21 protein-coding genes are annotated in these 25986 nt (G+C 42.0%); 4 read left to right on the top strand and 17 right to left on the bottom strand.

Translation table 11 applies throughout. The features are described 5' to 3' along the window. Positions 1–444: 444 nt before the first annotated feature. Both FXV78_RS06520 and FXV78_RS06515 read left to right on the top strand, forming a co-directional pair. A complete protein-coding gene (locus FXV78_RS06520) occupies positions 445–1236 on the top strand; it encodes an RpnC/YadD family protein (RefSeq protein WP_105084838.1) in 792 nt (263 codons plus the stop codon). 308 nt (positions 1237–1544) lie between these two features. Further along, entirely contained in the window at positions 1545–2372 is an 828-nt protein-coding gene (locus FXV78_RS06515; protein WP_105084837.1) for an RpnC/YadD family protein, read from the top strand. A gap of 79 nt (positions 2373–2451) precedes the next feature. Here the strand turns inward: FXV78_RS06515 and metG are convergent, their stop codons facing one another. From metG to FXV78_RS06475, 8 genes are all read right to left on the bottom strand, one after another. Further along, complete coding sequence (metG, locus tag FXV78_RS06510) at positions 2452–4431, bottom strand: methionine--tRNA ligase (RefSeq protein ID WP_270188580.1); 1980 nt, start codon at positions 4429–4431, stop codon at positions 2452–2454. Between the two features lie 331 nt (positions 4432–4762). Next, positions 4763–5284 (bottom strand): transcription repressor NadR, encoded by a 522-nt coding sequence (locus tag FXV78_RS06505; RefSeq protein ID WP_004844743.1) that lies wholly within the window; start codon positions 5282–5284, stop codon positions 4763–4765. A gap of 33 nt (positions 5285–5317) precedes the next feature. Beyond that, positions 5318–6172: a carboxylating nicotinate-nucleotide diphosphorylase gene (gene nadC, locus FXV78_RS06500; protein WP_004844742.1), complete on the bottom strand. Its 855-nt coding sequence runs from the start codon at positions 6170–6172 to the stop codon at positions 5318–5320. A gap of 36 nt (positions 6173–6208) precedes the next feature. Next, complete coding sequence (locus FXV78_RS06495; RefSeq protein WP_004844741.1) at positions 6209–7396, bottom strand: L-aspartate oxidase; 1188 nt, start codon at positions 7394–7396, stop codon at positions 6209–6211. 47 nt (positions 7397–7443) lie between these two features. Then, positions 7444–8349, bottom strand: a complete 906-nt coding sequence (gene nadA, locus FXV78_RS06490) for a quinolinate synthase NadA (RefSeq protein WP_004844740.1) — start codon at positions 8347–8349, stop codon at positions 7444–7446. 145 nt (positions 8350–8494) lie between these two features. Then, the gene (locus tag FXV78_RS06485; RefSeq protein WP_004844739.1) at positions 8495–9250 is read right to left on the bottom strand and encodes a hypothetical protein; all 756 of its coding nucleotides are present in this window, start codon (positions 9248–9250) and stop codon (positions 8495–8497) included. Between the two features lie 44 nt (positions 9251–9294). After that, positions 9295–9981 carry an ABC transporter ATP-binding protein gene (locus FXV78_RS06480; RefSeq protein ID WP_004844738.1) on the bottom strand — a complete coding sequence of 229 codons (687 nt, stop codon included), beginning with the start codon at positions 9979–9981 and terminating at the stop codon, positions 9295–9297. Beyond that, positions 9978–10340 carry a GntR family transcriptional regulator gene (locus tag FXV78_RS06475; protein WP_004844737.1) on the bottom strand — a complete coding sequence of 121 codons (363 nt, stop codon included), beginning with the start codon at positions 10338–10340 and terminating at the stop codon, positions 9978–9980. The genes FXV78_RS06480 and FXV78_RS06475 overlap by 4 nt, the downstream gene beginning before the upstream one ends. A gap of 226 nt (positions 10341–10566) precedes the next feature. On the opposite strand from FXV78_RS06475, the gene FXV78_RS06470 reads away from it, so the two are divergent. Next, positions 10567–11871 carry an AAA family ATPase gene (locus FXV78_RS06470; RefSeq protein WP_004844736.1) on the top strand — a complete coding sequence of 435 codons (1305 nt, stop codon included), beginning with the start codon at positions 10567–10569 and terminating at the stop codon, positions 11869–11871. Further along, the gene (locus FXV78_RS06465) at positions 11871–12503 is read left to right on the top strand and encodes an RloB family protein (RefSeq protein ID WP_004844735.1); all 633 of its coding nucleotides are present in this window, start codon (positions 11871–11873) and stop codon (positions 12501–12503) included. The genes FXV78_RS06470 and FXV78_RS06465 overlap by 1 nt, the downstream gene beginning before the upstream one ends. A 55-nt stretch (positions 12504–12558) precedes the next feature. On the opposite strand, the gene FXV78_RS06460 is transcribed toward FXV78_RS06465, so the two are convergent. The 9 genes from FXV78_RS06460 to FXV78_RS06420 all read right to left on the bottom strand — a co-directional run bounded on the left by FXV78_RS06460 (position 12559) and on the right by FXV78_RS06420 (position 25963). Next, positions 12559–13521 carry an NYN domain-containing protein gene (locus FXV78_RS06460; RefSeq protein ID WP_004844734.1) on the bottom strand — a complete coding sequence of 321 codons (963 nt, stop codon included), beginning with the start codon at positions 13519–13521 and terminating at the stop codon, positions 12559–12561. After that, positions 13497–14066 (bottom strand): phosphodiesterase, encoded by a 570-nt coding sequence (gene yfcE / locus FXV78_RS06455; RefSeq protein WP_004844733.1) that lies wholly within the window; start codon positions 14064–14066, stop codon positions 13497–13499. Before yfcE ends, FXV78_RS06460 begins: the two co-directional genes overlap by 25 nt. Before the next feature lie 29 nt (positions 14067–14095). Further along, entirely contained in the window at positions 14096–15352 is a 1257-nt protein-coding gene (locus FXV78_RS06450; RefSeq protein ID WP_024853612.1) for a Wadjet anti-phage system protein JetD domain-containing protein, read from the bottom strand. Then, positions 15352–18708, bottom strand: a complete 3357-nt coding sequence (locus FXV78_RS06445; protein WP_004844731.1) for an ATP-binding protein — start codon at positions 18706–18708, stop codon at positions 15352–15354. Before FXV78_RS06445 ends, FXV78_RS06450 begins: the two co-directional genes overlap by 1 nt. Then, positions 18659–19303 (bottom strand): DUF4194 domain-containing protein, encoded by a 645-nt coding sequence (locus tag FXV78_RS06440; RefSeq protein WP_004844730.1) that lies wholly within the window; start codon positions 19301–19303, stop codon positions 18659–18661. Before FXV78_RS06440 ends, FXV78_RS06445 begins: the two co-directional genes overlap by 50 nt. After that, the gene (locus tag FXV78_RS06435; protein ID WP_039960188.1) at positions 19300–20664 is read right to left on the bottom strand and encodes a Wadjet anti-phage system protein JetA family protein; all 1365 of its coding nucleotides are present in this window, start codon (positions 20662–20664) and stop codon (positions 19300–19302) included. Before FXV78_RS06435 ends, FXV78_RS06440 begins: the two co-directional genes overlap by 4 nt. 186 nt (positions 20665–20850) lie before the next feature. Next, entirely contained in the window at positions 20851–22410 is a 1560-nt protein-coding gene (locus FXV78_RS06430) for an MFS transporter (protein WP_009245925.1), read from the bottom strand. 143 nt (positions 22411–22553) lie between these two features. Next, a complete protein-coding gene (locus FXV78_RS06425; RefSeq protein ID WP_009245926.1) occupies positions 22554–24491 on the bottom strand; it encodes a glycoside hydrolase family 2 protein in 1938 nt (645 codons plus the stop codon). 179 nt (positions 24492–24670) lie between these two features. Beyond that, on the bottom strand, positions 24671–25963 hold the full coding sequence (locus tag FXV78_RS06420) for an ATP-binding protein (RefSeq protein WP_004844726.1): 1293 nt from the start codon (positions 25961–25963) through the stop codon (positions 24671–24673). Between the last annotated feature and the right edge of the window lie 23 nt (positions 25964–25986).

The raw sequence follows: 25986 nt of genomic DNA, 5'->3' as shown, positions 1-25986 counted from the left end.
TGAACACCTTAATTTTACCACAAACGGATGCTCTTTTTTTATTCACTTGATAAGTGAAAAGCAATATTCAATTAAAATATAGTAACTATGTGGCTTTCAGCCACTTTCACGGCTACGCCGTGAATAATCCAGGTTTATTTTGTATAATCTGCGTATTGTTATTATAATCCGAACCAGATATAATGAATTTACTTTTTAGCTGTCGTCTGTACAGCATTGGCTTCTGATTTTAGAAGCTGTCTGTTTTCCGGCGTTTCGCCAGATTTTCAGTTATTTTTAACCGAACATAAGAATAAGAAGATTGCATCTACAGGATAAGTTTTTTATAATGGAGGAAAGTACATGAGAAAAAATAAAAAAAGAAATCACCAGAAACACCCTGTCCCGAATCACAAATATAAGGATCGGCTTTTTCGCCTGGTTTTCAATAACAAGAGGGATCTTTTGGACCTATACAATGCATTGAATAATACCTGCTATGAAAATCCGAATGATCTTGAAGTTAATACACTGGAGGACGCTGTTTATCTCTCTATGAAAAATGATATTTCATTCCTGATCGGCGGGACACTGAATCTCTATGAGCATCAGAGCACGTATAATCCAAATATGCCATTGCGCGGACTGATCTATCTCGCCAGGTTGTATGATGGATACGTCGAGACGGAAAACATCAATTTATACAGCAGCACTTTGAAGAAGCTGCCGATTCCTCAATACTTTGTGTTCTATAACGGCACAAAAGCACAACCGGATGAGACGATTCTTCGATTGACGGATGCGTTTGAATCTGTATCCGATAATCGGCAGCCTTGTCTGCAGTGCACCGCAGTGATGCTGAATATCAATTACGGACATAACCTTGCGCTTATGGAAAAATGCCAGCGGCTGAAAGAGTATTCTATTTTTGTGGATACGGTAAGGATTCAGTGTAAGAAAACGAGTGATCCGAGGCACGCTGTCACGAAAGCGGTGGACATCTGTATTGAAAAGGGAATTCTTCGGGATGTACTGGTGAAGCATAAAGCGGAGGTAATCAGTATGGTTCTGACATCATTTAATCAAAAGGCTTATGAGAAAGATTTATATGAAGAGGGCGTTGAGGAGGGCATTAATCTTGGACAAAAAGAAATTGTTCTCCATATGCTTCATTCCGGCAACTCTCCGGAGCAGATTGCTCAGCTGACCGGAATTGATGTTGAAGTTGTAAAACAATGGATTGAAAAAGCAAAATAAACTATCTTTTTTCAAGGGGCTGCTTTTCTGCTCTGCAGATTGCCCCTTGGTTTCACATTTAGCTGTCGTCTGTACAGCATTGTCTTCTGTCTTTTAGAAGCTGTCTGTTTTCCGGCGTTTCGCCAGATTTTCAGTTGATTTTAACCGAACACAAGAATAAGAAGATTGCATCTACAGGATAAGTTTTTTATAATGGAGGAAAGTACATGAGAAAAAATAAAAAAAGAAATCACCAGAAACACCCTGTCCCGAATCACAAATATAAGGATCGGCTTTTTCGCCTGGTTTTCAATAACAAGAGGGATCTTTTGGACCTATACAATGCATTGAATAATACCTGCTATGAAAATCCGAATGATCTTGAAGTTAATACACTGGAGGACGCTGTTTATCTCTCTATGAAAAATGATATTTCATTCCTGATCGGCGGGACACTGAATCTCTATGAACATCAGAGCACGTATAATCCAAATATGCCATTGCGCGGACTGATCTATCTCGCCAGATTATATGATGGATACGTTGAGACGAAAAATATCAATTTATACAGCAGCTCTTTAAAAAAGCTGCCGATTCCTCAATACTTTGTGTTCTATAACGGCACAAAAGAACAACCAGATGAGACGATTCTTCAATTGATGGATGCATTTGAATCTGTATCCGATAATCGGCAGCCTTGTCTGCAGTGCACCGCAGTGATGCTGAATATCAATTACGGACATAACCTTGCGCTTATGGAAAAATGCCAGCGGCTGAAAGAGTATTCTATTTTTGTGGATACGGTAAGGATTCAGTGTAAGAAAACGAGTGATCCGAAGCACGCTGTCACGAAAGCGGTGGATATCTGTATTGAAAAGGGAATTCTTCGGGATGTACTGGTGAAGCATAAAGCGGAGGTAATCAGTATGGTTCTGACATCATTTAATCAAAAGGCTTATGAGAAAGATTTATATGAAGAGGGCGTTGAGGATGGAATTAAGGAAGGGATTAAGGAGGGGCTTGATCTTGGTCGTACTCAAATGGCTCAGGAAATTGCCTTACGTTTATTCCAGTCCGGCAACTCCCTGGAGCAAATTGCTCAGCTGACCGGGATTGATATTGAAGCTGTAAAACAATGGATTGAAGAGGCTAAATAACTTTTACAAAAGCATATCCCCCGGATCTCAGGCTTCTTTCTCCTGAAATCCGGGGGATCTATTCATTTTCTCTATTTTCTTAACAGATTTCAGCTCCTGCCGGCATTGATTTTTCCGGTGTCATCAGTGCAAGGTTGCCTTCTGCATCTTCTGCGCATAACAGCATTCCTTCTGATAATACGCCTGCCAGTTTTGCAGGTTTCAGATTCACGAGAACCATGACTTTCTTTCCAACCATTTCTTCGGCTGTGTAATGACCTTTGATTCCGGATACGATCTGTTTTACCTGGCTTCCGATCTTCACCTGTGAGCAAAGGAGTTTTCTGGATTTTTTCACTTCTTCGCAGGCAATGATCTCTCCGACCTGGAACTGCATTTTTCCAAAATCGTCAAATGTGATCTCTGGTTTTGCTTCGATATCGATCACATCTTCCTCTTCTTTTTCTTCTTCAACCGGTGGATGCAGCTCTTCTACTTTTTTCAGAACTTCTTCCAGATCCAGTCTTGCGAAGAGGATTTCCGGTTTTTCTGTTACATGACCATTTCCGAGCTGCTCCAGAATCTTTTTGCTGGTGGATGGCATGAAGGATTCCAGAAGTTCTGCACCGCGGGAAATGCTCTGAATGAGGTTCCAGAGAACTGTTTCCAGACGGTCTTTTTTCGCTTCATCTTTTGCCAGTACCCATGGCATTGTCTCGTCAATGTATTTGTTGCAGCGTTTGAAGAGATTGAAAATTTCTGTCATTGCATCTGCCACACGCAGCTCTTCCATCTTGTCTTCGACTGCTTTTGGTGTGCTTTCTGTCACTGCCTTCAGATCTGCATCAACCTCTTCTGCCACACCTTTGTCTGTTACAGTTCCGCTGAAATATTTATTTGTCATGGAAACGGTTCTGTTGACCAGATTTCCCAGTGTGTTGGCAAGATCAGAATTCATGCGCTCTACCATCAGTTCCCATGTGATAACTCCATCATTTTCAAATGGCATCTCATGAAGAACAAAGTAACGAACTGCATCAACGCCGAAGAAATCTACCAGTTCATCTGCGTAAAGGACGTTTCCTTTGGATTTACTCATTTTTCCGTCTCCCTGAAGCAGCCATGGATGTCCGAATACCTGTTTTGGAAGCGGAAGATCCAGTGCCATCAAAAAGATTGGCCAGTAAATTGTATGGAAGCGAATGATATCTTTTCCGATCAGATGCAGATCTGCCGGCCATAATTTGTGAAACTGCTCCGTGCTGTTTCCATCGCAGTCGTATCCGATTCCTGTGATATAGTTTGTAAGCGCATCCAGCCATACGTAAGTTACATGTTTCGGATCGAAGTCTACCGGGATTCCCCATTTGAATGATGTTCTGGAAACACACAGATCCTGCAGTCCCGGAAGCAGGAAGTTGTTCATCATCTCGTTTTTACGGGATACCGGCTGAATGAATTCCGGATGTGTGTTGATATGCTCGATCAGTCTGTCTGCATATTTGCTCATTTTAAAGAAGTATGCTTCTTCTTTCGCAGGCTGTACTTCACGTCCGCAGTCCGGACATTTGCCGTCTACAAGCTGTGATTCTGTGAAGAAAGATTCACATGGAGTACAGTACATTCCTTCATAGTGCCCTTTGTAAATATCTCCCTGATCGTACAGTTTTTTAAAGATCTTCTGTACCTGTTTTTCATGATCTTCGTCTGTTGTACGGATAAATTTGTCATAAGAAGTATCCATCAGATCCCAGATTTTCTTGATTTCTCCGGAAACATTGTCTACGAATTCTTTTGGTGTTACTCCCGCCTCTTCTGCTTTGAGCTCGATCTTCTGACCATGCTCATCGGTTCCTGTCTGGAAAAATACATCATATCCCTGACTTCTCTTGTATCTTGCGATCGCGTCAGCCAGAATAATCTCATAAGTGTTTCCAATATGCGGTTTGCCTGATGTGTAGGCAATCGCTGTTGTGATATAATATGGTTTCTTGTCTGCCATCTCTCTTCTCTCCTTCATAAAAAATCCCGTCTTCCTGCTGCCAAGAAGACGGGTGAATACCGTGTTACCACTTCTGATTTATCTCAGCCTCACGGCTGAAACCTCTGTGAGTGCTGCCAAAAACACTCTCTCGCTGTAAAGGGCGAACCCATCGCAGTTCACATCATGCTTGCTGCGCCGCTCGGGAGCCATGTTCGATCATCTTCCGTTCATCCCTCTCAGCATCGGATCCTTTCTCGGATCTTCCGGGAATTCTCTGTAAAATTTCGGATAACCTACTCTCTCCGTCTTTGCATTTTCCGTATGATTTTTCTACCAGATATGTGTATAAAATACACACTTTCTCGTTGAAAATCGTATCACAGCCGGAATGATAAGTCAAGATTGCACCTTTTAAAAATTTGTCTTATTACGATCCAGCGGCCACTTCGACCAGAAATTTTTTCTGCCGTAATGCCTCTTCGATCAGATCCAGTGTCTCTTCGGAATCTGCCTCGATCAGATGATAGTGATAATTGGAGGTAATATTTTTCAGAGGACTTGATTTTCCCCGCTTAATATCCTCTACAAATTCCATCACTTTTCGTCTGGATGTGATGTTAATCTCTGCCTCCATGTGACCGTACACCCTGTGATTGACCATCACGTTCACCACTTTTCCGCCCAGATCCACTACCGTACACAGCTCGTCTTCCAACTCTTCATCCGTGTGATTCACTTTGAAGATCCGGTTCACGGAATGTGGAGTATTCAGAAGATATCCCCTGTTTGTGGATATGATCTCATGTCCCGCTGCCCGGATCAGTGCGATATCCTGCACGATCACCTGCCGGCTGACATCAAATTCTTTTGCAAGCTGCGCCCCAGATACCGGAATACTGCTTTTTTTAATCTGATTTATGATTTGATCTCTGCGTTCAGAACCTGTCATAAATACTGTTCCTCTCTTTCTTTTTCTGCATCTTTATTCCACTGCATGCAGATTCTTTAAAGAAATATCCAGGATCGGAGCGGAGTGTGTCAACGCACCGCTGGAAATATAGTCAACTCCGATCTCTGTCAGACGCGCGATATTTTCTTTTGTCACATTTCCGGAGCACTCTGTCTGGGCTCTTCCGTCGATCAACTCCACTGCTTTTTTCATATCCTCCGGTGACATATTATCCAGCATGATGATATCTGCGCCGGCTTCCACCGCTTCTTTTACCATGTCCAGATTTTCTACTTCTACTTCAATTTTTCTTACAAACGGTGCATACTCTTTTGCCATCTGCACCGCTTTGGTCACACTTCCTGCTGCTCCGATGTGGTTATCTTTTAACAGCACACCGTCAGAAAGGTTGTAACGGTGGTTGTATCCGCCGCCTGCACGAACTGCATATTTCTCAAAAATACGCATATTCGGTGTTGTTTTTCTTGTATCGAGGAGTTTGATCTTGCTTCTTTCCAGAAGTTTTGCAACAGAATTGGTATAGGTCGCAATTCCGCTCATTCTCTGAAGATAGTTGAGCGCAACTCGTTCTCCGGAAAGAAGGACACGGATGTCTCCTTTGACTTTTCCCATCAGCTGCCCGTTTTTCACTTCTTCTCCGTCTTTGTAATATAACTCTACCTTCGTGTCGGGATCCAGAAGGGTAAACACTCTCTCGAACACTTCCAGTCCGGCAATAATTCCATCCTGTTTGCAGATCAGGTCTACTTCACCTGCCACTGCCTCTTTCATCACTGAATTGGTTGTCACATCTTCACTGGAAATGTCTTCTTTTAACGCTTCTAAGATCAGGTGATCTGCCTGAAGCTTCATTGTAATCTGATTCATCTGGTTTCTCCTTTATTTTTCATCTATTCTTTCATTTTATACAGCCTGTTCTTTTTCCAGACACCATTGCTCTTTGATAAGATTTGCCGCCCTTTTTGCAAATACAAGACTCTCCAGAAGAGAGTTGCTTGCCAGACGGTTCGCTCCGTGCACACCGTTGCAGCTTGTCTCTCCCACTGCAAACAGCTGCGGCATGGACGTGTGGCTGTTCTTGTCTACCCAGATACCGCCCATAAAATAGTGCTGCGCCGGAACGACCGGAATGCACTCTTTTGTAACATCATAGCCTTCCTCCAGGCAATGCTCGTAAATATTCGGAAAATGACTCAATATCGTCTCTTTCTCGATCGGCGCCATGGACAGCCACACAAAATTCGTTTCATCCTTTTCCATCTGTTCCCGGATTGCCTTTGTCACCACGTCTCGCGGAAGCAGTTCATCTACAAAACGCTCCATGTTTTTATTATAGAGAAGTGCGCCTTCCCCACGGACAGATTCGGAGATCAGGAATCGTCTGCCCGGCTTTTCCGAATACAATGTAGTCGGATGGATCTGTACATAATCCAGATGCTCCAGACGAATGTGATGTTTTTTCGCTACTTCCAGTGCATCTCCTGTCAGATGAGGGAAATTTGTGGAATGCTGGTACAGCCCGCCGATTCCTCCACTTGCCAGAATGGTATAATCTGCATAAATAGAGGACTCTTCACCACTTTTCGTCTTCACGGTGATTCCCGCACATTTTCCGTTTTCCTCAAGAATGTCTGTCATGGTCGTATATTCGTAAATTGTTACGTTATTCTTTTCCCTTACCCGCGCCAACAGCTTACTGGTGATCTCTTTTCCTGTCACATCTGCATGAAACAGAATTCTCGGTCTGGAGTGTGCCCCCTCTCTTGTGTAGGCAAACGCTTCTCCGTCCTTTTCAAATTCTACTCCATATCCTACCAGATCTTCAATGATTTTTCCAGAACTGCGGATCATAATATCGACAGATTCTTTCCGGTTTTCATAATGACCGGCTCTCATCGTATCTTCAAAATAACTGTCATAATCCTGTTCATCCCGGAGTACACAGATTCCGCCCTGTGCCAGAAATGAGTCACTGCTCTCGGCATCTGATTTCGTGATCATGATGATTTCTTTGTCATCCGGAAGATTCAATGCAGAAAACAGCCCTGCAACACCTGTTCCAACGATAACAACATCTGCTTTTTTATTCATAATACTCTCTTTCCTTTCGGCAGGCCTCTCTTTTTATGAAAGACACTCTATTTTGCCAGCTCCAGCATTTTTTCCAATGGTTTTCTGGAGTCAGTTCTCAATTCCTCACTCAAATGAACTTCATTCTCTCCTGTTTTTAAGACGTGAAGAACCTTTTCCAGTGTGATCAGCTTCATATCCATACAGACAGGCTCTGTCTCTGTAAAATAAAATTTCTTATCCGGATTGTCTTTTTCCAGCTTGTAGCGGACGCCGTTTTCGGTACAGATGATAAACTCTTGTTTCTCACTTTTCGTTGCGTAGTCGATGATTCCGGAAGTACTTCCTACATAATCGGAAATTGCAAGCACTGCCTTTGGACATTCCGGATGCGCCAGTACCTCTGCTGCCGGGTGCTGTGCTTTCGCTGCTTTGATCTCCTCAATCTGCATGTGTTCGTGAATCGGACAGTATCCCTCGTTGTATACAAAATTCTTTTCCGGTACCTGCTCTGCAATAAAATGTGCCAGGTTCTTGTCCGGAATAAAGAAAATGTTCTTGTTCGGAAGTGCTTTTACGATCTTCACCGCATTTGCTGATGTAACGCACACATCAGAATGTGTTTTCAGCTCTGCTGTAGAATTGATGTAGCATACAACCGCCAGATCTTCATATGTATCCCGCATTTTCTGAATGGTTTTGGCATCTGCCATATGTGCCATTGCACAGTCTGCATGCATATCCGGCATCAGAACTGTTTTCTCCGGGTTCAGTACCTTCGCACTCTCTCCCATGAAAGACACGCCACAGAATACGATGGTCTGCTCTTTCAATCCAACTGCAACCTTACTCAGATAAAAAGAATCTCCGATGTAGTCCGCAATGTCCTGAATCTCCGGTCTCACATAATAATGTGCCAGAATAACTGCATTTTTTTCCTGTTTTAATTTCTGGATTTCTTCCACAACTGTCATATTGTATTCCCTCACTTATCCTGAATTGTTAAATTTTTATCGTTAATTGCTGACAATTATAGCACAAGACTTTACATGTGACAAGACAGTTGTGAAATTAAAAAAGAAGATACAATCCGATTTAACAGACTGTACCTTCCATATTTTATACACTTAATTTCTTTTCAGCCAGAACACTGGAAATCACAAATAGTATAATGCATGCAACAATATAAAATGCGCATTCTCCAATTCCTATATAGAGTCCGCTATGGATTCCCATAAGTCCGTATTTGGCAAACAGATTGTAAATATATTCCACAATTCCATTGATCACAAAGAACAAAATGAATGAAACAATGCCCGCAAATCTGGAATTGATCAACACCGTTCTGGATACAATGACTGCCAGAAATCCGGTTGCGATCACACAGGTCCATGCAAGGAAGAAAAACAGAAAGATTGCCATAAGTGTGATCCAATCCATATTTCCCTGGAAAAGCCACTCTGCACCAATGCGAAGCCCTTTAAAAAGCTCTTCCCATGCATCCATTTTTGCAATCAAACTCAAAATGCAGGCTATTGCTGCCAGCACGTATGCTGCTGAAATAAAGAAAATCTGTAAAATTGCTGCAATGTACTTTGCTCCCAGGATCTTCCAGCTTTGCATCGGCACCATCCAGAGCATATGACTCTGCTTTGTTTTCAGGTCACGGTTCAATATCAACAGACTTTCAATTCCCATATAGAAAAATACAAACATTCCGACAAACATTTCCAGCATTACACTGATTCCAACTGTATTCCCGTTCTCTGTAAAGGTTCCAACTACAACTGCCAGTAAAAACACCAGAAGCAGCGCCAGTATGATGTTTCTGGATGTCTGCTGTTTTTTCAGCTCATATTTGATCAAGCGTCCCATTTTGTTTCCTCTCTTTCTCTTTTCTCATTCTGCCTTTGTTCTTCCTACATGATCTCCAGATAAATATCTGCCACGGATTTTCCACTTTGCATCCGTTCTTCTTCCACTGACATCCGACGCACAACTTCTCCATCTTTGATAAAGATTGCCTCATCGATAAAACTTTCGATCTCATCGATCATATGTGTGGAAATTACAAAGGTATTTTTTTCATTTGCTGACTCCAGGATCATCCCGAGAATCTCTTCTTTTGCTTTATAATCAATTCCATTGAACGGCTCATCCAGAAGATACAGCTCTGCTTTGCGGCTCAGTGTTGCGATCACCTTCAGCTTTGCTGTCATACCGGTGGACAGTTCTTTGACCTTCATCTTGCCTTCCAGGGACATCCTTCTTACCATCTCGTGAAATTTCTTCTCATCAAAATCCGGGAAGAAATCTTTATAGTACTGTCCGACTCCGTTCACATCCAGAAAACTGTAGAAAAACGGCTCTGTAGACATGTAGGCGATCTCTGCCTTATCTCCATAGAACCACGGATGTTCCTTGAACAAAATCTCTCCGGATGTAGGCTTTGTCAGACCGGAGATGATCTTCATCCATGTGGTCTTCCCGCTTCCGTTCTCCCCGAGCAGACCATAGATCTTTCCGCCTTCCAGTTTCAGCGAAACTTCATTCAGCGCCTTTTTTGTGTAAAATGATTTGCTTAAATCACGACATTCTAAAATCATCTTCTCTCCTCCTTGTAGTCTGCAATTTTTGAGATAATATCATCTTTTTCAAATCCAAGATCCTGCATCTCATGCATAAAGCTGCTCAACAATTCTTCTGCCATTTCTTTTTTTATCGTCTCGAACATCGTCTCTTCCTCCATCACAAATGTTCCAATCCCCCGCTTTGTATAACAATATCCATGAGTCTCCATCTCTCTGTAGATTCTTGCTGCAGTGTTCTGATTGATCTTATAAAGGACCGCCAGCTCTCTGTTGGATGGAAGCTTCTCTCCGGGAAGTATCTTTCCCTGTATCATCTTTTTCTTCAAGTCGTGAATGACCTGCAGATAGATTGGCATCTCTGCATTGTAATTCATCTTCTTCCTCCTTCCGCCTTGTGTATCAGTGCTATAGTTAGATAGTACACTAGGTTTTTAGTTTTGTCAAGAGGGTTTGGAGGAAATATGAAAAAGAGAACTGAGAAAGTGACAGCAAAACCTATTTAAATAAATCAAAGAGAAAAAATCATAAATTTAAACAAAATCATTTGTATTTCTCTCAAAATATGGATATACTGTTTATATACAGGAGGTGTACCATAAAATGTTAATTAGATTTAAATTCCAAAATTACCGCTCATTTCGTGATGAAAATATTTTATCTATGGAAGCAAAAGGCAATTCTGAATACAAAAATTGTCTGATCCCCTATAAGAAAAAAGGACTCCTTCCTGCGACTGCTGTTTTTGGAAAAAACGGTGGTGGAAAGAGTAATGTTATTCGTGCATTCTGGCTAGGAGTTCAATTCATTCGAAATGCACAGAAAACACAGCATGAAAAAGCAGAAATTCCAGTACGGGCTTTTGCCTTAAATGACTACTCTGAACAATGTCCTACCGGTTTTGAATATGAATACATCCAGAACGGAGTAAAATATATCTATGGCTTTGCCGCTACAAAAAAAGAAATTTTTAAAGAATACTTATATGCATCACCTAAAGGACAAAAATCAGAAATATTTACAAGAGAAAAGCAGCTGTTTTCCTTTCCGGCAAATGGAGAAAAGAAAAAGAAAGAGATGATTTCTGAAGCAGTTGCTCCCAATCAACTGTTTTTTTCTATTGCCTGTGTAATGAATTATCAGCCATGTATTGCTGCGATGAGATGGTTTCGAGAGAATATTCATTTTTCAAAAGATTATACGGATATCCCAAGACAATTATTGGAACATGCGGAAAATCCAAACATGTTAAAATCGATTGTGACCTATGCGAAACAGGCAGATGTCGGGATTGAAGATATGTCTTTTGAAATAAAAAATGAAGAAATATCTACTTCTGATCCACTTCCAGATAATTTACCAGAAGGTATGATAATGGCTTTGAAACAATTCTCAGCAGCCTTGAAAGATTCTTCAGAATCTGCGGAAATGAATCTTAAAATCGGAGAGATTAAAACATCTTCTTTACATCATGGAATTAATAAAAACGGACAACTCGAATTGTTTTCCCTGGAATTATCTGATGAGTCTGATGGGACCAGGAGATTGATGTCACTTGCCCCTGGAATCGAACAGGTTTTAAATCAGGGGGGCGTTTTACTTGTGGATGAAATTGACAAAGAGCTTCATCCTTTACTTGCTGAGTTTATCATCTCAAAATTTCAAAGTCCTGAAACAAATCCAGGGCATGCACAAATTATTTTTACAACACATGATACCGAATTATTAAATATGGAAATTTTACGTAAAGACCAGGTATATTTTGTAGATAAAAATAAACGAAGTGGTGTATCCGAATTATTCAATCTAACACACCTTCCGGTTCGAACAAATGATAATATTCGTAAAGCATACCTTGTCGGAAAGTATGGTGCAATACCAGATGTAGATACCGTGGAGGTTGAATAATGAAACGAAAAATCAAACCGCTTATTTATGTTTTTTGTGAAGGTGAAAGTGAAATAGAATATGTCAACTTCTTGAAAGAAAAATATGAAGATGTAGCTGTGATTCAAAAACCGGTAAAAGGATTATTTTCTACTGCAGATAAAAAATTCAAAAAAGAAGCTAAATATCGAAATAATGCGGAAGTCACAGACGAAATCTGGTTCTTCTTTGATGTCGATGATGGACAAACAGGAAGTTGGGATAAGAATAAAAAAATAATTTCTGTTTTACAAAAACTAAGGAAAAAGCCCAATATACGAGTACGTCTTCTAATGACAACAGGATGCGTGGAATACTGGTTTTTACTGCATTATAAAAAGATATGTCCATCTATTCAAAATGTTGCTGAAAAAGAAAATGTTATGAAAATGCTGTTGAATGAATGTCCTGGTTATACAAAAGGAAATCCAGTTATGACTAGAAAAATAGCAGAAAATTTAAACACAGCTATGATCAATGGTGACTGGGTGTTAGAACATATTGAAGGCTTGCCGACATTAGAAGATAATGACGTAAGAAACCGTTGGCTATATCAATCCACTTTAACGTTTACAACTGTACAGGATGCAATCAAATTTCTGGAAAATTTATAATCCATAAATTTGTTCTTAGTAAAACCAGGGGATTCCAATGGCCCCTGGCTTTACTCTATCTTCTTAACACTGCCCACTTCTGCTCTCCGTCATCCTTTAAATCTACATCCGGAAAGCTTTTGATATACTGCTGAAACTGCGAATATCCATAATCTCTCACTTTAAAATTCCCGAACTTATTTCGAATCTTATTTCCGAGAGTTCCCAGAGATACTCCCTGACATCCCGCCTGTTTCAACTGGTACATAATATATTCTTCAATACGTTCCTGCTGACTTTTATCTTCATACAATGTCACGGATACTTTTGTTCCATCCTGTAACAGCTTCAGTTTTGGAAATGTTTCCAGAAACTTGGACAACAGACTGTATCCATATCTTCGCACATCGAAATCCGGGTACAGTTTGACCAGACGGCTTCCGACCTCTCCAAGTCCAGTCTCCTTATCGTTGTTTTGATTTTCTGTAATAATCTTCACGACCGCTTCTTCAATCTGACTCTTGGAGACTGCACCGGCAGACTCTTTTTTGGACTCTTTTCCTACAACTGCATGTGCCGCTGCTTTTTCCGGTTTTTCAAGCATGCTGTCTTCTAACAGCAATTCCAATACGGTAAAAATATCACAGGCTTTTCGAAACGGCGGCGGTGTCTTATCTTCTCCCATTCCAATCACCATTTTTCCGCTTTCCCGAAGTCTGCTTGCCAGCTTTGTAAAATCGCTGTCACTGGACACCAGACAGAATCCTTCCAGCTCGCTTGTGTACAGCATATCCATGGCATCAATGATCATTGCCGAATCGGTCGCATTTTTCCCATGAGTATAGCTGAACTGCTGGATCGGTGTGATTGAGTTCTGCAAAAGCACCTCTTTCCAGCTGGAATTGTAGGTGCTGGTCCAGTCCCCGTAAATCCTCTTGTACGTGACATTCCCATACTTGGATAACTCATCCAGTATCGGTTTGATATATTTTGCTGAAACATTGTCCGCATCGATCAGCAACGCGTATCTCTCTTCCATATTTGATAACCCTCTCCCTCTAAATTTTTCCATTCAAACACACCATTCTCACAGATCATGTAGCTGTGTTCTGAATTTTCTTTTGGAATCGACACAGAACCCGGATTCATGTACATGACACTCTGATCTGCTTCCGTATGAATCTTTTCACATGCCGGTATATGTGTGTGTCCGTTCAGCAGAATATCCCCTGCTTTCAGCATCGGCAGCTTTCCCGGATTCCACACATGACCATGTGTTGCATAAATATTCTGTCCATTCAGATTCAAAAAACAATAGTCCGCCAGAATCGGAAATTCCAGAACCATCTGATCCACTTCCGTGTCACAATTTCCTCTGACACATAAGATTTCCTGTTTTCTTGCATTTAACATGGCAATGACTTCTTTCGGCGCATATTCTTTTGGCAGGTCATTTCTCGGACCGTGATATAAAATATCTCCCAATAAAAGGAGCTTGTCTGCTTTTTCTCTGTCGTAAGCTTCCAACATTTTTCTGCAGTAATATGCAGAACCGTGAATATCTGATGCGATCATTAATTTCATATGTGATTCCCTCTTTTCTCTGTATTATCTCAGCAGAGATCTACCTCAATAAAACTCTCCTGTTCAATCCCTCTGCCTTCCTGAATAATAAGTTCCAACAGCTGTTTGATCTGCTCATTTCCATCTTCCAGTTTTTTCAGTTTTCTTTTTGTCTCTTCCCGAATCGGATACGAATACTGCTGATGCTGTAAATAAGTATCTGCATCCATCTGTAATGGTTTCAAATCCGGGAAAACCTGATTTCTTTCGTATTGAAAAATGCGGATTCCGCCATAATCCAGATCCCCACTGTGATATACATCTATATGGCGCTGTCTCTTTTTCGAAATCTTATTTAGTTTATGTAAAATCCGGCAAACTTTCGGTCCCGGATATCCACCCACAAATAAATATAATGTTCCTTCTTCATAAGGCGCCATCACAAAATTCATTTTATTCTCAAAGATAATCACTTTTTGTATCTGTGGCTGCTCTGGTTCCAGCTCTGCATGCAATAATGATTCTCCCTCCAGAATTGTTCCATATTTCCAAATCTTCGTATTAACAGCGGCTGTTCTTCCTCTGTCATCTACAAAATACAGCAGCAATTCTCCTTTGATATACATACTCTGATAACAGTCTCGAATCAATACAATCTCTTCCAAAACTTCTATATCATCCAAAAGCTTTGTTCTGTCTGGATTGGTTTTTCTGGCCTGACGGATGACATATTGTTTCATCTCTTTCGTGAAATTTTTGGATCCCTCCAGAGAATTGCTCGCAAATACTTTCGCATAAGTCAGTTTCTGCAATTTATCCAGTTCCCGAAAGCATTTTGCATACTGCCGCACTTGTTTCAGTCTTTCATCCGGTTCCCAGTTTCCATTATTTTTCTCAGATTTTTCCAGAAGATCCACATAGTAGCTCCGGATCCATGGTTTTTGAACCACAGACATTTCTTTTCTCAAAAATTCCTGATACTTCCACAATCTCTGTTGTTTGGGAATAAACCTCGGTTTTACGTTTTCACGATACAACTGATAGAACTGATCTCTGTCTTCCAGATGAAACACCAGACTTTTGATATCGCTCCCTCGGATCAGCCAGTTGATCTTCACCAGTCCTTTTTCCTGCAGATCAATCGCTTCCTGTATTGCTTTTTCCCGTGAACAGCCTTGATACAAAGGTGGTATTTCACTGGCGCTTTTGGCGCTGTTATTCAATGTTTTTCTTCCGCATTTTTCTGTACGCCAGTTTGTTTCACCACTTTCCAGCAATTCCACAATTTTTCCCAATATCCACGTCATCATTCTTCCCCTTGCAGCTGTTCAAACTCCATTCGTTCAAATTCCTGTATTGAAATATGCCTTTTATTTGGATTGGCATACACAAATGTCTTGTCTACATTTTCCAGATAGTTCTGAATTTTATCATTTGTTGCACTGATAATCGCCTGAAATCCCAGTCCCCGGATCAGAGAAATACAACTTGCTACTTTCTCTGCATCCATTTTGGAAAATGCCTCATCCAGGACAACCAGACGCAGGGTTGGCGGACGCTTGATCTTCGGAGACAGATTGATTCTGTAAATCTGTGCAAAGCTTGCCAGAAGCGCGATGTAAAGTGGGTTCTGACCTTCTCCACCGGAATTTTTCTTGATCATCTTGCTCAGACCGATCCGCATATCCTTTTCTCCCTGCACGATCTGCTGCATATCAAAGGAAAGATACGTGCGATAATCTGCATATTTATCCATATTTTTTCTGGCTTCCTCCAGCTCTTCCCTGGTGGCATTCTCCGGCGGAATGAAAATCTCGATCAGCTCATTCATCAGATCTCCGTATTCTTCCTCATGCTCCATGGTAAACAGGTTCATCTGATTTTCCATGTGGTCACTCAACTGAGACGGATTGATATCCAATGCGTCATCCATAAACATCCGATAGAATCGTCCGTCCGGACCTTTGTTTTTCGTAATGACAAACTGATACTTGTCCTTTCCGAAATCCAGACGGCTGATGATCCGGTTCAATTCATCTTTTTTCTGATATGCCTCTTTGATTGCATAACGAATCTTGGATACAAAATCAACTTTAAAGTGTTCCACTGCTGCTCTCGCCTGTTCCTGTGCTTCTTCCCTGTATTTTTCCAGGTTATCGCACTCAAGATTTGAAAGCTGCTTTTCGTACACGTCATTGTCACGGATCGTTGCAGAATAGGTTCTGTTCGGATATTTTCGAAGATATGCACTCCTTGCTTCTACCAGTTTTTCATATGCTTTTTCCTGCGCATCTTCCAAAGGCTGTTTTTTCTTGATACGTTCCCGCATCAGGTACTCATAATTGCGGCTCTGTCTGCCCTCCAGATACTCCTGAAATTCCGGCTCATATTTTTCTCTGTCCTGCTGCCGGAATTCATTTTCTTTCTGCACTAACTGTTCATTAAAATCTACCTGCATGTTCTGGAATCGTTTTCCGTTTTCCTGATGATTCCAGATGGTTTTCTGAACTGCCTCAATCTCTGCTTTCTTTGCTTCCTGCTTCTGCTGGATTTCCTGTTTCTGCTGCTCCCACACCAGAACGGATTCCTCTCGCAGCTTCTGCATTGTATCCAGAAGTCTGGCCTTTTCTGCCTCCTTTGCCGGAATTTTCTGCAGATCAGACAGCCATTGTCTGTAATCCTCCAGAGGCTGTGTCAGTCCTTCCAGCTGAGAGATCCTACGGATTTCTTCCAGCATTTCCTGCAGTGGAATCCGTTCCTCCTGAAGACTCTCACATTTTTCTTCCAGACGGCGGATTCTCTGACGCATACTGGTCTCTCCGATATATGCCCTTCTCGTATAATTTTCCGGATTGATATGCTGCAGACGGAAACTGTGGTACAGCACACAGTCTGCAGTGATTCCGATCCGGTTCTGACGAAGCTCTTCGATACTTTCACATTTGATGACATTTCCGAGGAAGAAATTGATGTATGCCTGCACATACGGCTCTTTTGCGATCAGTTCCTGTGCCAGGGCTCCTTCTTTTACTTCCCATTCTGTCTCCTGTACTTTTTCTGTATCCAGAACTGCTGCCCGGAAAAATTTCTTCTTATCCATGTCCTGATAGATTTCCATGGCAGTTTTCGCGTACTTTGGTTCCACGACCAGAAGCAGCTTGTTGTTTCCGAGATATCCTTCGATGGCATTGTGCCAGCGTTCGTCCCGCACATCCAGAAGATCTGCCAGAATCTGCACATTGACAAACTTGCCGCACTTCTCATGCAGCCGGTTTCTCAACTCATATCTCGCTTCTTCCAGTTCTTTTGGATAGGCTTTTCTTCCCTGTTTCAGCTCTTTTAATTCTTCCCGTGCCGCTTTTTCTTCTTTTTTGACTGCGCGAAGTCTGGCATCCGTCTCCTGACGCTCTTCTTCCAGTTCTTCCCGGATCTGTGTCAGACTTATCTGCAGCCGTTCCAGCTCACCTTCCGTGATCTTTCCAGAAACAAACCGGTCAATATCCCACAAGGTCTGATTCGGCGTCACATCTTTTTCTTTCCACTCTTTGAGACCATCTGCAGTCTTTTTCCATCTTGCCTTACTGTTCTGCAGCCGTTCCAGGGCTTCGTTCAGACTCTCCAGGTCTTTTTCCATGGCTGCATAACCACTGTCCGCAATCTTCAAAATTATTGCTTCGTATTCTTTCTGAAGTTCTGCCTGCTCTTTCTCCAGATTGACTCTTTTCGCTTCCTGTCCTGCAATCTCCGTCTGTGTCTCTTTCATCCGGTCATTCAGTTCCTGGATCTTACTCTGCAGATGCAGGATTTCCAGCCTGGAAATCTGATAGGTACAGGACGCCGTCTCTTCCTGTTTTTCTTCATACTGCCGATAGGAACCCCGGATCTCCTGAAGATACCCGATTTCTTCCATGGTCTCTTCGATTTTCCCGCGCATTCTTCCATACTGCATCACACTTTCCTGCAGCTCTTCAATGTGCATATCCTGCTCCATACAGATATATTCTTTCACGAAATCTTCCAGTTTGATATTCATACGGAACGGAATGGCTCGCTTGAACAAACGAGGAAATTTTTCGATATCCAGACCACCCAGATAAATGTCATACATCTGTCTGCGGAATCTCTCATTGCTCGGACCACAATAATACTCTTCCTTTGAAAATGTCCGCTGCAGATATTCTTTGACTTCAAATGTCGTCAGGCAGCGCTTATCCGCCCGGTACTGATTTTCCAGAAGCCCGCTTTTATGCCAGAAAAACAGGCGATTGATCTCATTTGTGGCTGTCTCAACATCAAATACCACTCCCACACACTGCTTTTCTTTCGTATCTGTCTGCTCCAGCTCCAGAACGATCGTACTGGAGAAATTCTGGTTTCTCAAATACTGGGATTCGTTATTTTCCCCGATGTTCACCATTCCCCTTAAATATTCGATCAGAGAACGGTCAGAGTCGTCTGCTGCCGCCTTATTAAAAAATCCTCTTCCGTCTGTGTTCGCGTACAGTACGATCTGCATGGCGTCGATCACTGTAGACTTTCCACTTCCGGAATGTCCGGTAAAGAAATTGATTCCCTGATTAAGAGTAAGTACTTTTCTGTCTATGTAATGCCAGTTATTCAGGCAGATTTTCGAGAGCGCTTTGAACGCCTGTTTTGTCTCCACTGTCTTCCTCCTCGCTGAACGTCTCTAATAGTTCTCTGATATCATCTCCAAGCAGCACTGTATTGATGCACGGATAAATAACAAGTCTGCTGTTCTCATCCAGCTCCTCCATCACATCCACAGGTTCCACAATCTGATATTTTTTCAAAAATGCAACAGTCCTCCGCATCTCTGTCGGGGACGGCAGGCCGCTTAACACATGGAATTCTCCCGCTTTTCCGTTCACTGCTCCAAGAGTGGTCACGATATGGCTGCTGGATGACACTGCTGCCATCTGCTCATCATAGATCAGCTTTAACACCAGAATATAGATTGTGGCAAGTCTGGAGAGCTTTTCTCCCCATAGTGTCTCTCCCTGGATGTACATGACGCCCATATGCAGATTTTCCTGCAGTGTGATTCCGGCAACTGCAAAATATTTCTCCAGAAATTCCCTGTGCTTGCTGCATACACGGTACTCCCTGACCGGAACCATCCGCCCGGTCCGTTTTTCAAATTTTCGTTCCAGAAGAAAGGTCTGACGATATAATGTCTGGATCACATGTTTGATATCGTCCTGCTCTTCTTCCGAAAGCTGTTCGTAATATTCGATCATTGCGGTCTCCTTCGCACAAATTTTAATGCCGGATATTGATACTGTCCACTTTGGATGACTGTCTCCTCCTCATTCAATACCCGATATTTACTGTTCTTTCTGGTACTGTAGTCATATGCCAGGATCAGTTTTTCAAATGCTGTCTCTTCTGTAATATGAAGTGTTCCGGCGTCCATCACTTCGTTTTCCATATGCTCTTCGATAAAATCCTCAATCTCCTGTCTGCTGTAGCGCATCTGAATCCGGTTTAACTTCAGCACATCCTCCCGGTTCAGATCTTCATATTCTTCATCCTGTCCCATCTGGCTGATAAAGTCTGTCCTCTGTTTTCTTCTCTTATACAATGATTTTTCGGAAATCATCTCAAACAAAGACAGGTTCATCCGTTTTCCCGCTTCTGTAAGCAGCCTCTCCGGTTCTTCCTGCGCAGAAATTTTATTCAGAAGCTGCACCACCAACCCCTTGGTATCGGTCTCTCCGCTTAACAGATAATTCATCCGGCTCACGGTTGCCCGCACATATTTGGAATGCTCTCTGTCCATATTGGAGATCCTGTGTTCAATGTCATCAAAGCCCCGTTCGATCAGATCCAGCAGATCTAACACATCCTCTTTCGTATCTCCTGCTGCTTTTGCTTTCTGCCGGATGCTTTCAATCCATTCTTCATTTTCCCGCATATCCCGGAGACATTCTTTGATGTCCATCTTGTAGATATAAAAATTGTCTGAGGTCTTTAAGATATGATACTTTTTCTTGACAATTTCTTCCACATACCCGTCCAGATGCTCCCGCAAAAGTTCTCCGTAAGACTCCTGATCCAAAAGCCTCTCGAAAAACTTGTCCATATTATGAAGCATATCCTGCAGCGCTTTGTTCAGCTTTCTTGTATTGATCAGGGCCGTCCTGAGCATATTCAGATTTACTCTGGAATTATTCTGAAAGGAAAACAGTGTGGCATATACATTCTGAATATATAATTCTGTTTCTTCCAGCTCTTCGGACGTGAGTCGCTCAAATGCCTCAATAAAAACCGCCGCATAATCCGGTATCACAATATTTGTGGTCATCGTACTGTAATCTTCGATCTTCTTCAGCCATCCGGTCTTTAAAAGCCACCGTAAAATGCGGGATGCTGTCGTCTCCAACATGTCAAAGTCCGTCTCGTTCTCCTCCCGTTGAAGCAAAACCTGTTTCTGTGCATTCATATCACTCAATACCTGCACACAGATTTCTTTCGTCAGAAAATAATTACTGTACTGATATTCCTCATTGATCACCAACAGCGACTCCATGTAAATCTCCCGGTTTACCGAACGGAACAAACTCCAGAATGTGTCCGGGATCTCGTATCGTAACTGCATAATTTTCTCCGTATCTCGTTGATTTGTGTCTGTCATATTATAGCACGAAGTCGGTTTCAGGTACAAATAGTTCTGTAACACAATATGCCCCCTCCCGGGAGAACAGTCTTGTTATTTTAACTGCCTTCCCGAAAGGGAGCATATCTGATGAAAGGATATCCCTTCTATATGTTTACTTTTTCACTTTTAGTGTGCTTTAAATTCATCCGGCACCTGATCGATCGTCTGCCATTTCTGCATTGCGTTTTCTACGCTCATTCCTTTGCTGATCGCATCCTTACGCACTGCATTGATCGCCTGAATTTCTTTCATTCTTGCACCGGTCAGTTTATATCCGCGCATTGCGATCAGTGTTGCGATCCATGCAAGCATTGGAACAACACAGAATAAAATGATTACAATCGTATGCATTCCCTCTGAATAAGGGGTTGTTCCATCCGGAAGTGTTGACAGTCCGATGATTGTCACCGCAATTCCTACTACTGTAGATCCCAGAGAGCTTACCAGCTTATCCACAAGTGAGAATAAGGTTCCGATAATTCCCGGAATATAGCGTCCGGAACGGAATGTTTCGTAATCTGAACAGTCTGCAACCATTGGAATCGGCATATCTGCTGTTGCATAGTATGCTCCGTATCCGATTCCGAAGAAAAGGATAAACAGAATCGTATAGAGATTCAGGTTTGTCAGACTCAGATTCATCGCTGCAACTTCCGGTTTCCACAACAGAAGCAATGCTAAAACACCGATGTACATAACAAGTGCAACGCTGATATAGAGCATTAAAGATGCCTTCTGTCCTTTCTTCTGTGAAGTACGTACTGTCAACAGGAAGAATGGAACGGAAAATACATATCCGACGATCATCATCGGAAGATACAGACCTTTGTAATCTCCCATCATCGCTCCGTAAAGCATCGCCAGAACCGTCATATTCGTTGCGATCGAGAATGCAAGCTTACATCCTGCACCAGCGATCATCAGTCTCTGTAATTCTTTGTTTGCTTTTAAAATAGCTACATATTCTTTTATTTTAACTTTTTCTTTTCCGCCTTCTCCACCAAGTCCAAAGAATTCCGGACGGTCTTTTTCTGCAATACCGATAACAGCCAGTGCAGTCATGATCGCTGATACGATCATCGCCAGAGGAATCATGATATTAAAGAATTCTTCTGTTCTGTAATTTCCTCCGGTTACGATCGGCGCAAGAAACTGTACAAGCCCCATACCGATCAGGCTGGCAATCGTATTAAAGATTGTAAACAGAGGTCTCTGTTTCGGGTCATTTGTCAGACATGTCTGTCCTGAACGTGTAACCGATGTCTGGAATGTATATCCAACCATATTCAGTGCGTAGAACAAAATAAAGCATAAATAACGCAGCCACATCATATCCTCAGAAATGATACGGGTTCCAAAATACAGTAAAATTGAGGATACGATCATAATCAGATTTCCGATTACCATAAACGGTCTGAATTTTCCCCATTTGGTAGAAGTTCTGTCCATGATTGCTCCGATGATCGGGTCAATGAACGCATCTCCTGCACGCATCAATGTTACCATTGTAGTTGCAAACGCCAGCAATAAGCCAAGAACTCCGTTTGCATAATATGCAATAAAGTTCATTGTCAAAATATAATAGACATTTGTCGCCCCATTATTCATAGGGAAAAGAACAAGCTGATACATCTTTGCCCTGTTCAGAGCATTGACAGATGTTGCCTGAGTAGATTCCTGTTTCATATTATTCTCCATTCTCCCGCCCGGATGCGGCGGTCTGTCTCTTTGCCTAAAACAGCACCTCTGCTTTGTAAAAAGCAGAGGGCCATCCGATTTACTCGTTTCTTATTTCAATTTCTTCTGCAAGATTTGCAGTTGCTTTTTTCTTATACCCAGTTCTGGCTCTTTCCTTTGCTCTTTTTGAGCTTGTAATCCGGATTTGGCTGGCTGACACGGCGAATTGTGCTCGTATCTTTTGCCTGACCGGACACAGCTTCCAGACGAACTTCTCCGTTTAACGGAACCCGGAATTCAAAGACTTTATTGCCTGTCTTTTCTTCCAGCAGCTTGCCGTTTGCATATAATGCAACTTTTGTCTGGTTCGAATAAACCTTAACTGTAGTGACTGCTTCCGTTCTGTCTACGTAGCGGCTTCCGCAAAGATGTACAAAAGGCTCTTTGCTCCAGTACGCTTTGTAAATGTAGAAGCTGTCTTTTTTTACTTTCCGGTCGAATGTCATAAGTCCCTTATGATTCATTCCCGGCTCTCCACCCTGATCTCTCGCATCTGCCGCAAAATCGAACATGTTCCATACGTGGGTACTCCACATATACGGATGACGCTCAAAACATTTCAGCATAAATTCATGGTAGAGACTCTGATATTCTTCTGTATGGTCTCCTCTTCTTGGACGTGAGGAATGTAAATTCGGCATTCCTTCACAGCCATACTCAGAATATCCCAAACACCTGTTAGGGTACACGCGGTGGAAAAAGCTGATCCACCAGTCATTTAAAAACAACCCTGGAACATACCATCCCAAATACAAGTTCCAGCTTACTAAGTCAGACAGATGTGCTACCTTGTTGAAAGGACCGCACACTGCATAGCAGGCCAGTGTTGTAGGACGTATGGAATCCATTTTGTGACACAGATCATTGAGTTCACGGTGATTATCCAGCATATCCTTATTATCCTTTGTGGAAATCGTGATCTCATTGGATATTCCCCATGTAACGATACTTGGATGATTGTAATTCTGTACAATCAGCTCTTTCATCTGGCTAATGGTATTTTCCCGTCCGTTTGGCATATGTTCTGAGATGTATGGAATCTCCGCCCAGACAATCATTCCGTACTGATCACACAGATCATAGAAATACTGATCATGCTGATAATGCGCGAGACGAACTGTATTCGCCCCGATCTCACGGATAAATTCCATATCTTCTCTGTGGTGTTCTTTTGTTAATGCATTTCCGATTCCCTTCCGATCCTGGTGTCTGGATACTCCATGCAGAGGATAGGAGCGTCCGTTCAGGAAAAATCCTTTTTTCGGATCCACGCTGAATGTACGGACACCAAATGGAATGCGAACGTCGTCTTTGACTTCTCCGTCTTTCATCAACTCTACTACTGCTGTATATAAATATGGATCTTCTACTCCATCCCAAAGATGTACATCCGGTATCGTAACCGTCACATCTTTTCCTTCACCTTTTGCTACAGGATTTCCCTGTGCATCAATCAAAGTTACTGCTACTTTGGCATTTTCTGCCTTATGGAAACTCTCTACATGAACCTTTCCATCTTTTCCTTCTACTGTCGGCGTTACCATTACACCGTCTCCGCCGTAGTAGTCCATCTCAAAATGTTCATTTGATACAATACGAAGAAGAACATCTCTGTAAATTCCACCATAAAATGTGAAATCTGCTTTTTGAGGATATACTCTGTCGTTGACACTGTTATCCACTGCTACTTCTAACTTGTTTTCTTTTGTTAAAAACTCTGTCACATCTGCACGGAATGTGGAATATCCGCCGTCATGACTCATCACCTTCTGACCGTTTAACTCCACCTCGGCAGAGGAATTTACTCCCTGAAACTCCAGATATACTCTCTGGGTCTTGCTGTCAAAATCCGGGGCTGCAAATGTAGTGCTGTAGTGACAGGTTCCTCGATAATAGTCATTTCCTCCATCCTGTCCGTCCACTGCATTCCAGGTATGCGGTAAATCCACTTTGACCGCTTTTCCGTCACGCCCTGTGAACACCCAGCCTTTCTTCAGTTCAATTTCTCTTCTCATTTTACTGGTTCGCATAGTAATTACTCCATGTTTTTTGTTATTTCTTACACTTCTCAATTTATTTCGAAATGATTATATCTGCAATAATTTGCAAATACAACCGTTTTTGTTCAGGTGGTATTTCTTATGGAGTAAGTGGGTAAATTTTTTACAAAAAAGAGCCTGGCTCACTGACCAGACCCTTTGTGTCTCTTCTACTTTTTGTTGGAATCTCTTTCAAGAGGAAGCATAACGTTGAAATAAAAACATCCATTTTTTACCTCTGTTGTCAAATGTCCCTCATATTTTTGAATGGTATGGAGCATGCTCTTCATTCCATATCCGTGATATCCGTTCTTCGCCTTTGTCGTAAGCGGAAGTCCATCCTCAAACTTCACTTCTCCGCACATCGGATTGACTATCTGCAGCATCAGAAAGCTTTGTCTTTCGTACAGCATGATATCAATCACTCTTTTTTCTTTGCTTTCCAGCTTTCTCACCGCTTCAATTGCGTTATCCAGAGCATTTCCAAACAATGTATACAAATCTACCGGATTCATAAAAGCCAGCAGAGATCCATCTGCCACACAGTTGATATGAATCCCGCTATTTTCACAGATCAGACTTTTTTCTGTCAAAATGGTATCCAGAATTTCATTTCCTGTTCTCACAATAGCACTGTAGATCTGCACGGATTTTTCAATTTTTTCGAGATATGTTTCCCTCTCTTTTTCATCTTTGACAGCACGTATCGCCTGTACCTGATGCTTCAGATCATGACATTTGTGATTGATCAGCTCTATCGTCTCTTTGGACAGCTGATACTGCCCTTTTTGTTGATGCCAGAGAAGCTGAATGGTTTCCAGCTCTTTTCTCATACTGCTCTTTTTAAACAATGCACTTTGCAGATACAATAAGGTGATACAATAAAACTGCAACACAATGTTGAATAAAGCAGCCCCCGGATCGACCTTTGCGTAAATAAACAAATTTTCTGACATAATACAAAACACCCATGCAGAAACCATCTGTCTCGGGCCAATCTGATATTGCCCCTTTTCCGGCATCCAGCGAGCCAGTGTCAGTCCTATGGCCACATTTACTGCCACCGAAAATAAAATTTTCAAAAGCCAGTTTCCCAAATCTCCCAGCAGTGGACTGCAAAGTACATAGCTGGTTTCCAGTACCAGCAAAAATGTCATCGTTCCCCATACACCACAATACCAGAGGCCAAATCCCTTGCCCTTCACACAACTGTAAAAAATCAGAACCGCACTAAAATACGTGATAAATAAAAGGGGCACCTGCCCCCAGTAGCTCCAGTCTGTAAGATTTTCTATCAAATAATATACTCCGGACAGAATTAAAACACATACTGCTCCCGACAGAATCAGTCTGACTTTAAAATGTGTCTTTCTTCTCAGCGGAAGCAGAAACACCAAACAGGATATCCATAAATTAATCCCATACCACAGGCTCTCCATTCCCAGCTTTAGATTTTCACTCATCGTTTCCCTCTTCCCTTTCCTGC

Source organism: Mediterraneibacter gnavus ATCC 29149 (assembly GCF_008121495.1).
In the GTDB taxonomy this organism is placed as follows: domain Bacteria; phylum Bacillota; class Clostridia; order Lachnospirales; family Lachnospiraceae; genus Mediterraneibacter; species Mediterraneibacter gnavus.
This window is presented reverse-complemented; position numbering and strand designations above follow the sequence as displayed.

What these genes read in the sequence shown, in the direction of transcription:
- FXV78_RS06505 (WP_004844743.1), bottom strand. Translation starts at nt 5,284, where the DNA reads ATGACAGGTTCTGAACGCAGAGATCAAATCATAAATCAGATTAAAAAA.
- nadC (WP_004844742.1), bottom strand. Translation starts at nt 6,172, where the DNA reads ATGAATCAGATTACAATGAAGCTTCAGGCAGATCACCTGATCTTAGAA.
- FXV78_RS06495 (WP_004844741.1), bottom strand. Translation starts at nt 7,396, where the DNA reads ATGAATAAAAAAGCAGATGTTGTTATCGTTGGAACAGGTGTTGCAGGG.
- nadA (WP_004844740.1), bottom strand. Translation starts at nt 8,349, where the DNA reads ATGACAGTTGTGGAAGAAATCCAGAAATTAAAACAGGAAAAAAATGCA.
- FXV78_RS06485 (WP_004844739.1), bottom strand. Translation starts at nt 9,250, where the DNA reads ATGGGACGCTTGATCAAATATGAGCTGAAAAAACAGCAGACATCCAGA.
- FXV78_RS06480 (WP_004844738.1), bottom strand. Translation starts at nt 9,981, where the DNA reads ATGATTTTAGAATGTCGTGATTTAAGCAAATCATTTTACACAAAAAAG.
- FXV78_RS06475 (WP_004844737.1), bottom strand. Translation starts at nt 10,340, where the DNA reads ATGAATTACAATGCAGAGATGCCAATCTATCTGCAGGTCATTCACGAC.
- FXV78_RS06470 (WP_004844736.1), top strand. Translation starts at nt 10,567, where the DNA reads ATGTTAATTAGATTTAAATTCCAAAATTACCGCTCATTTCGTGATGAA.
- FXV78_RS06465 (WP_004844735.1), top strand. Translation starts at nt 11,871, where the DNA reads ATGAAACGAAAAATCAAACCGCTTATTTATGTTTTTTGTGAAGGTGAA.
- FXV78_RS06460 (WP_004844734.1), bottom strand. Translation starts at nt 13,521, where the DNA reads ATGGAAGAGAGATACGCGTTGCTGATCGATGCGGACAATGTTTCAGCA.
- yfcE (WP_004844733.1), bottom strand. Translation starts at nt 14,066, where the DNA reads ATGAAATTAATGATCGCATCAGATATTCACGGTTCTGCATATTACTGC.
- FXV78_RS06450 (WP_024853612.1), bottom strand. Translation starts at nt 15,352, where the DNA reads ATGACGTGGATATTGGGAAAAATTGTGGAATTGCTGGAAAGTGGTGAA.
- FXV78_RS06440 (WP_004844730.1), bottom strand. Translation starts at nt 19,303, where the DNA reads ATGATCGAATATTACGAACAGCTTTCGGAAGAAGAGCAGGACGATATC.
- FXV78_RS06435 (WP_039960188.1), bottom strand. Translation starts at nt 20,664, where the DNA reads ATGCAGTTACGATACGAGATCCCGGACACATTCTGGAGTTTGTTCCGT.
- FXV78_RS06430 (WP_009245925.1), bottom strand. Translation starts at nt 22,410, where the DNA reads ATGAAACAGGAATCTACTCAGGCAACATCTGTCAATGCTCTGAACAGG.
- FXV78_RS06425 (WP_009245926.1), bottom strand. Translation starts at nt 24,491, where the DNA reads ATGCGAACCAGTAAAATGAGAAGAGAAATTGAACTGAAGAAAGGCTGG.
- FXV78_RS06420 (WP_004844726.1), bottom strand. Translation starts at nt 25,963, where the DNA reads ATGAGTGAAAATCTAAAGCTGGGAATGGAGAGCCTGTGGTATGGGATT.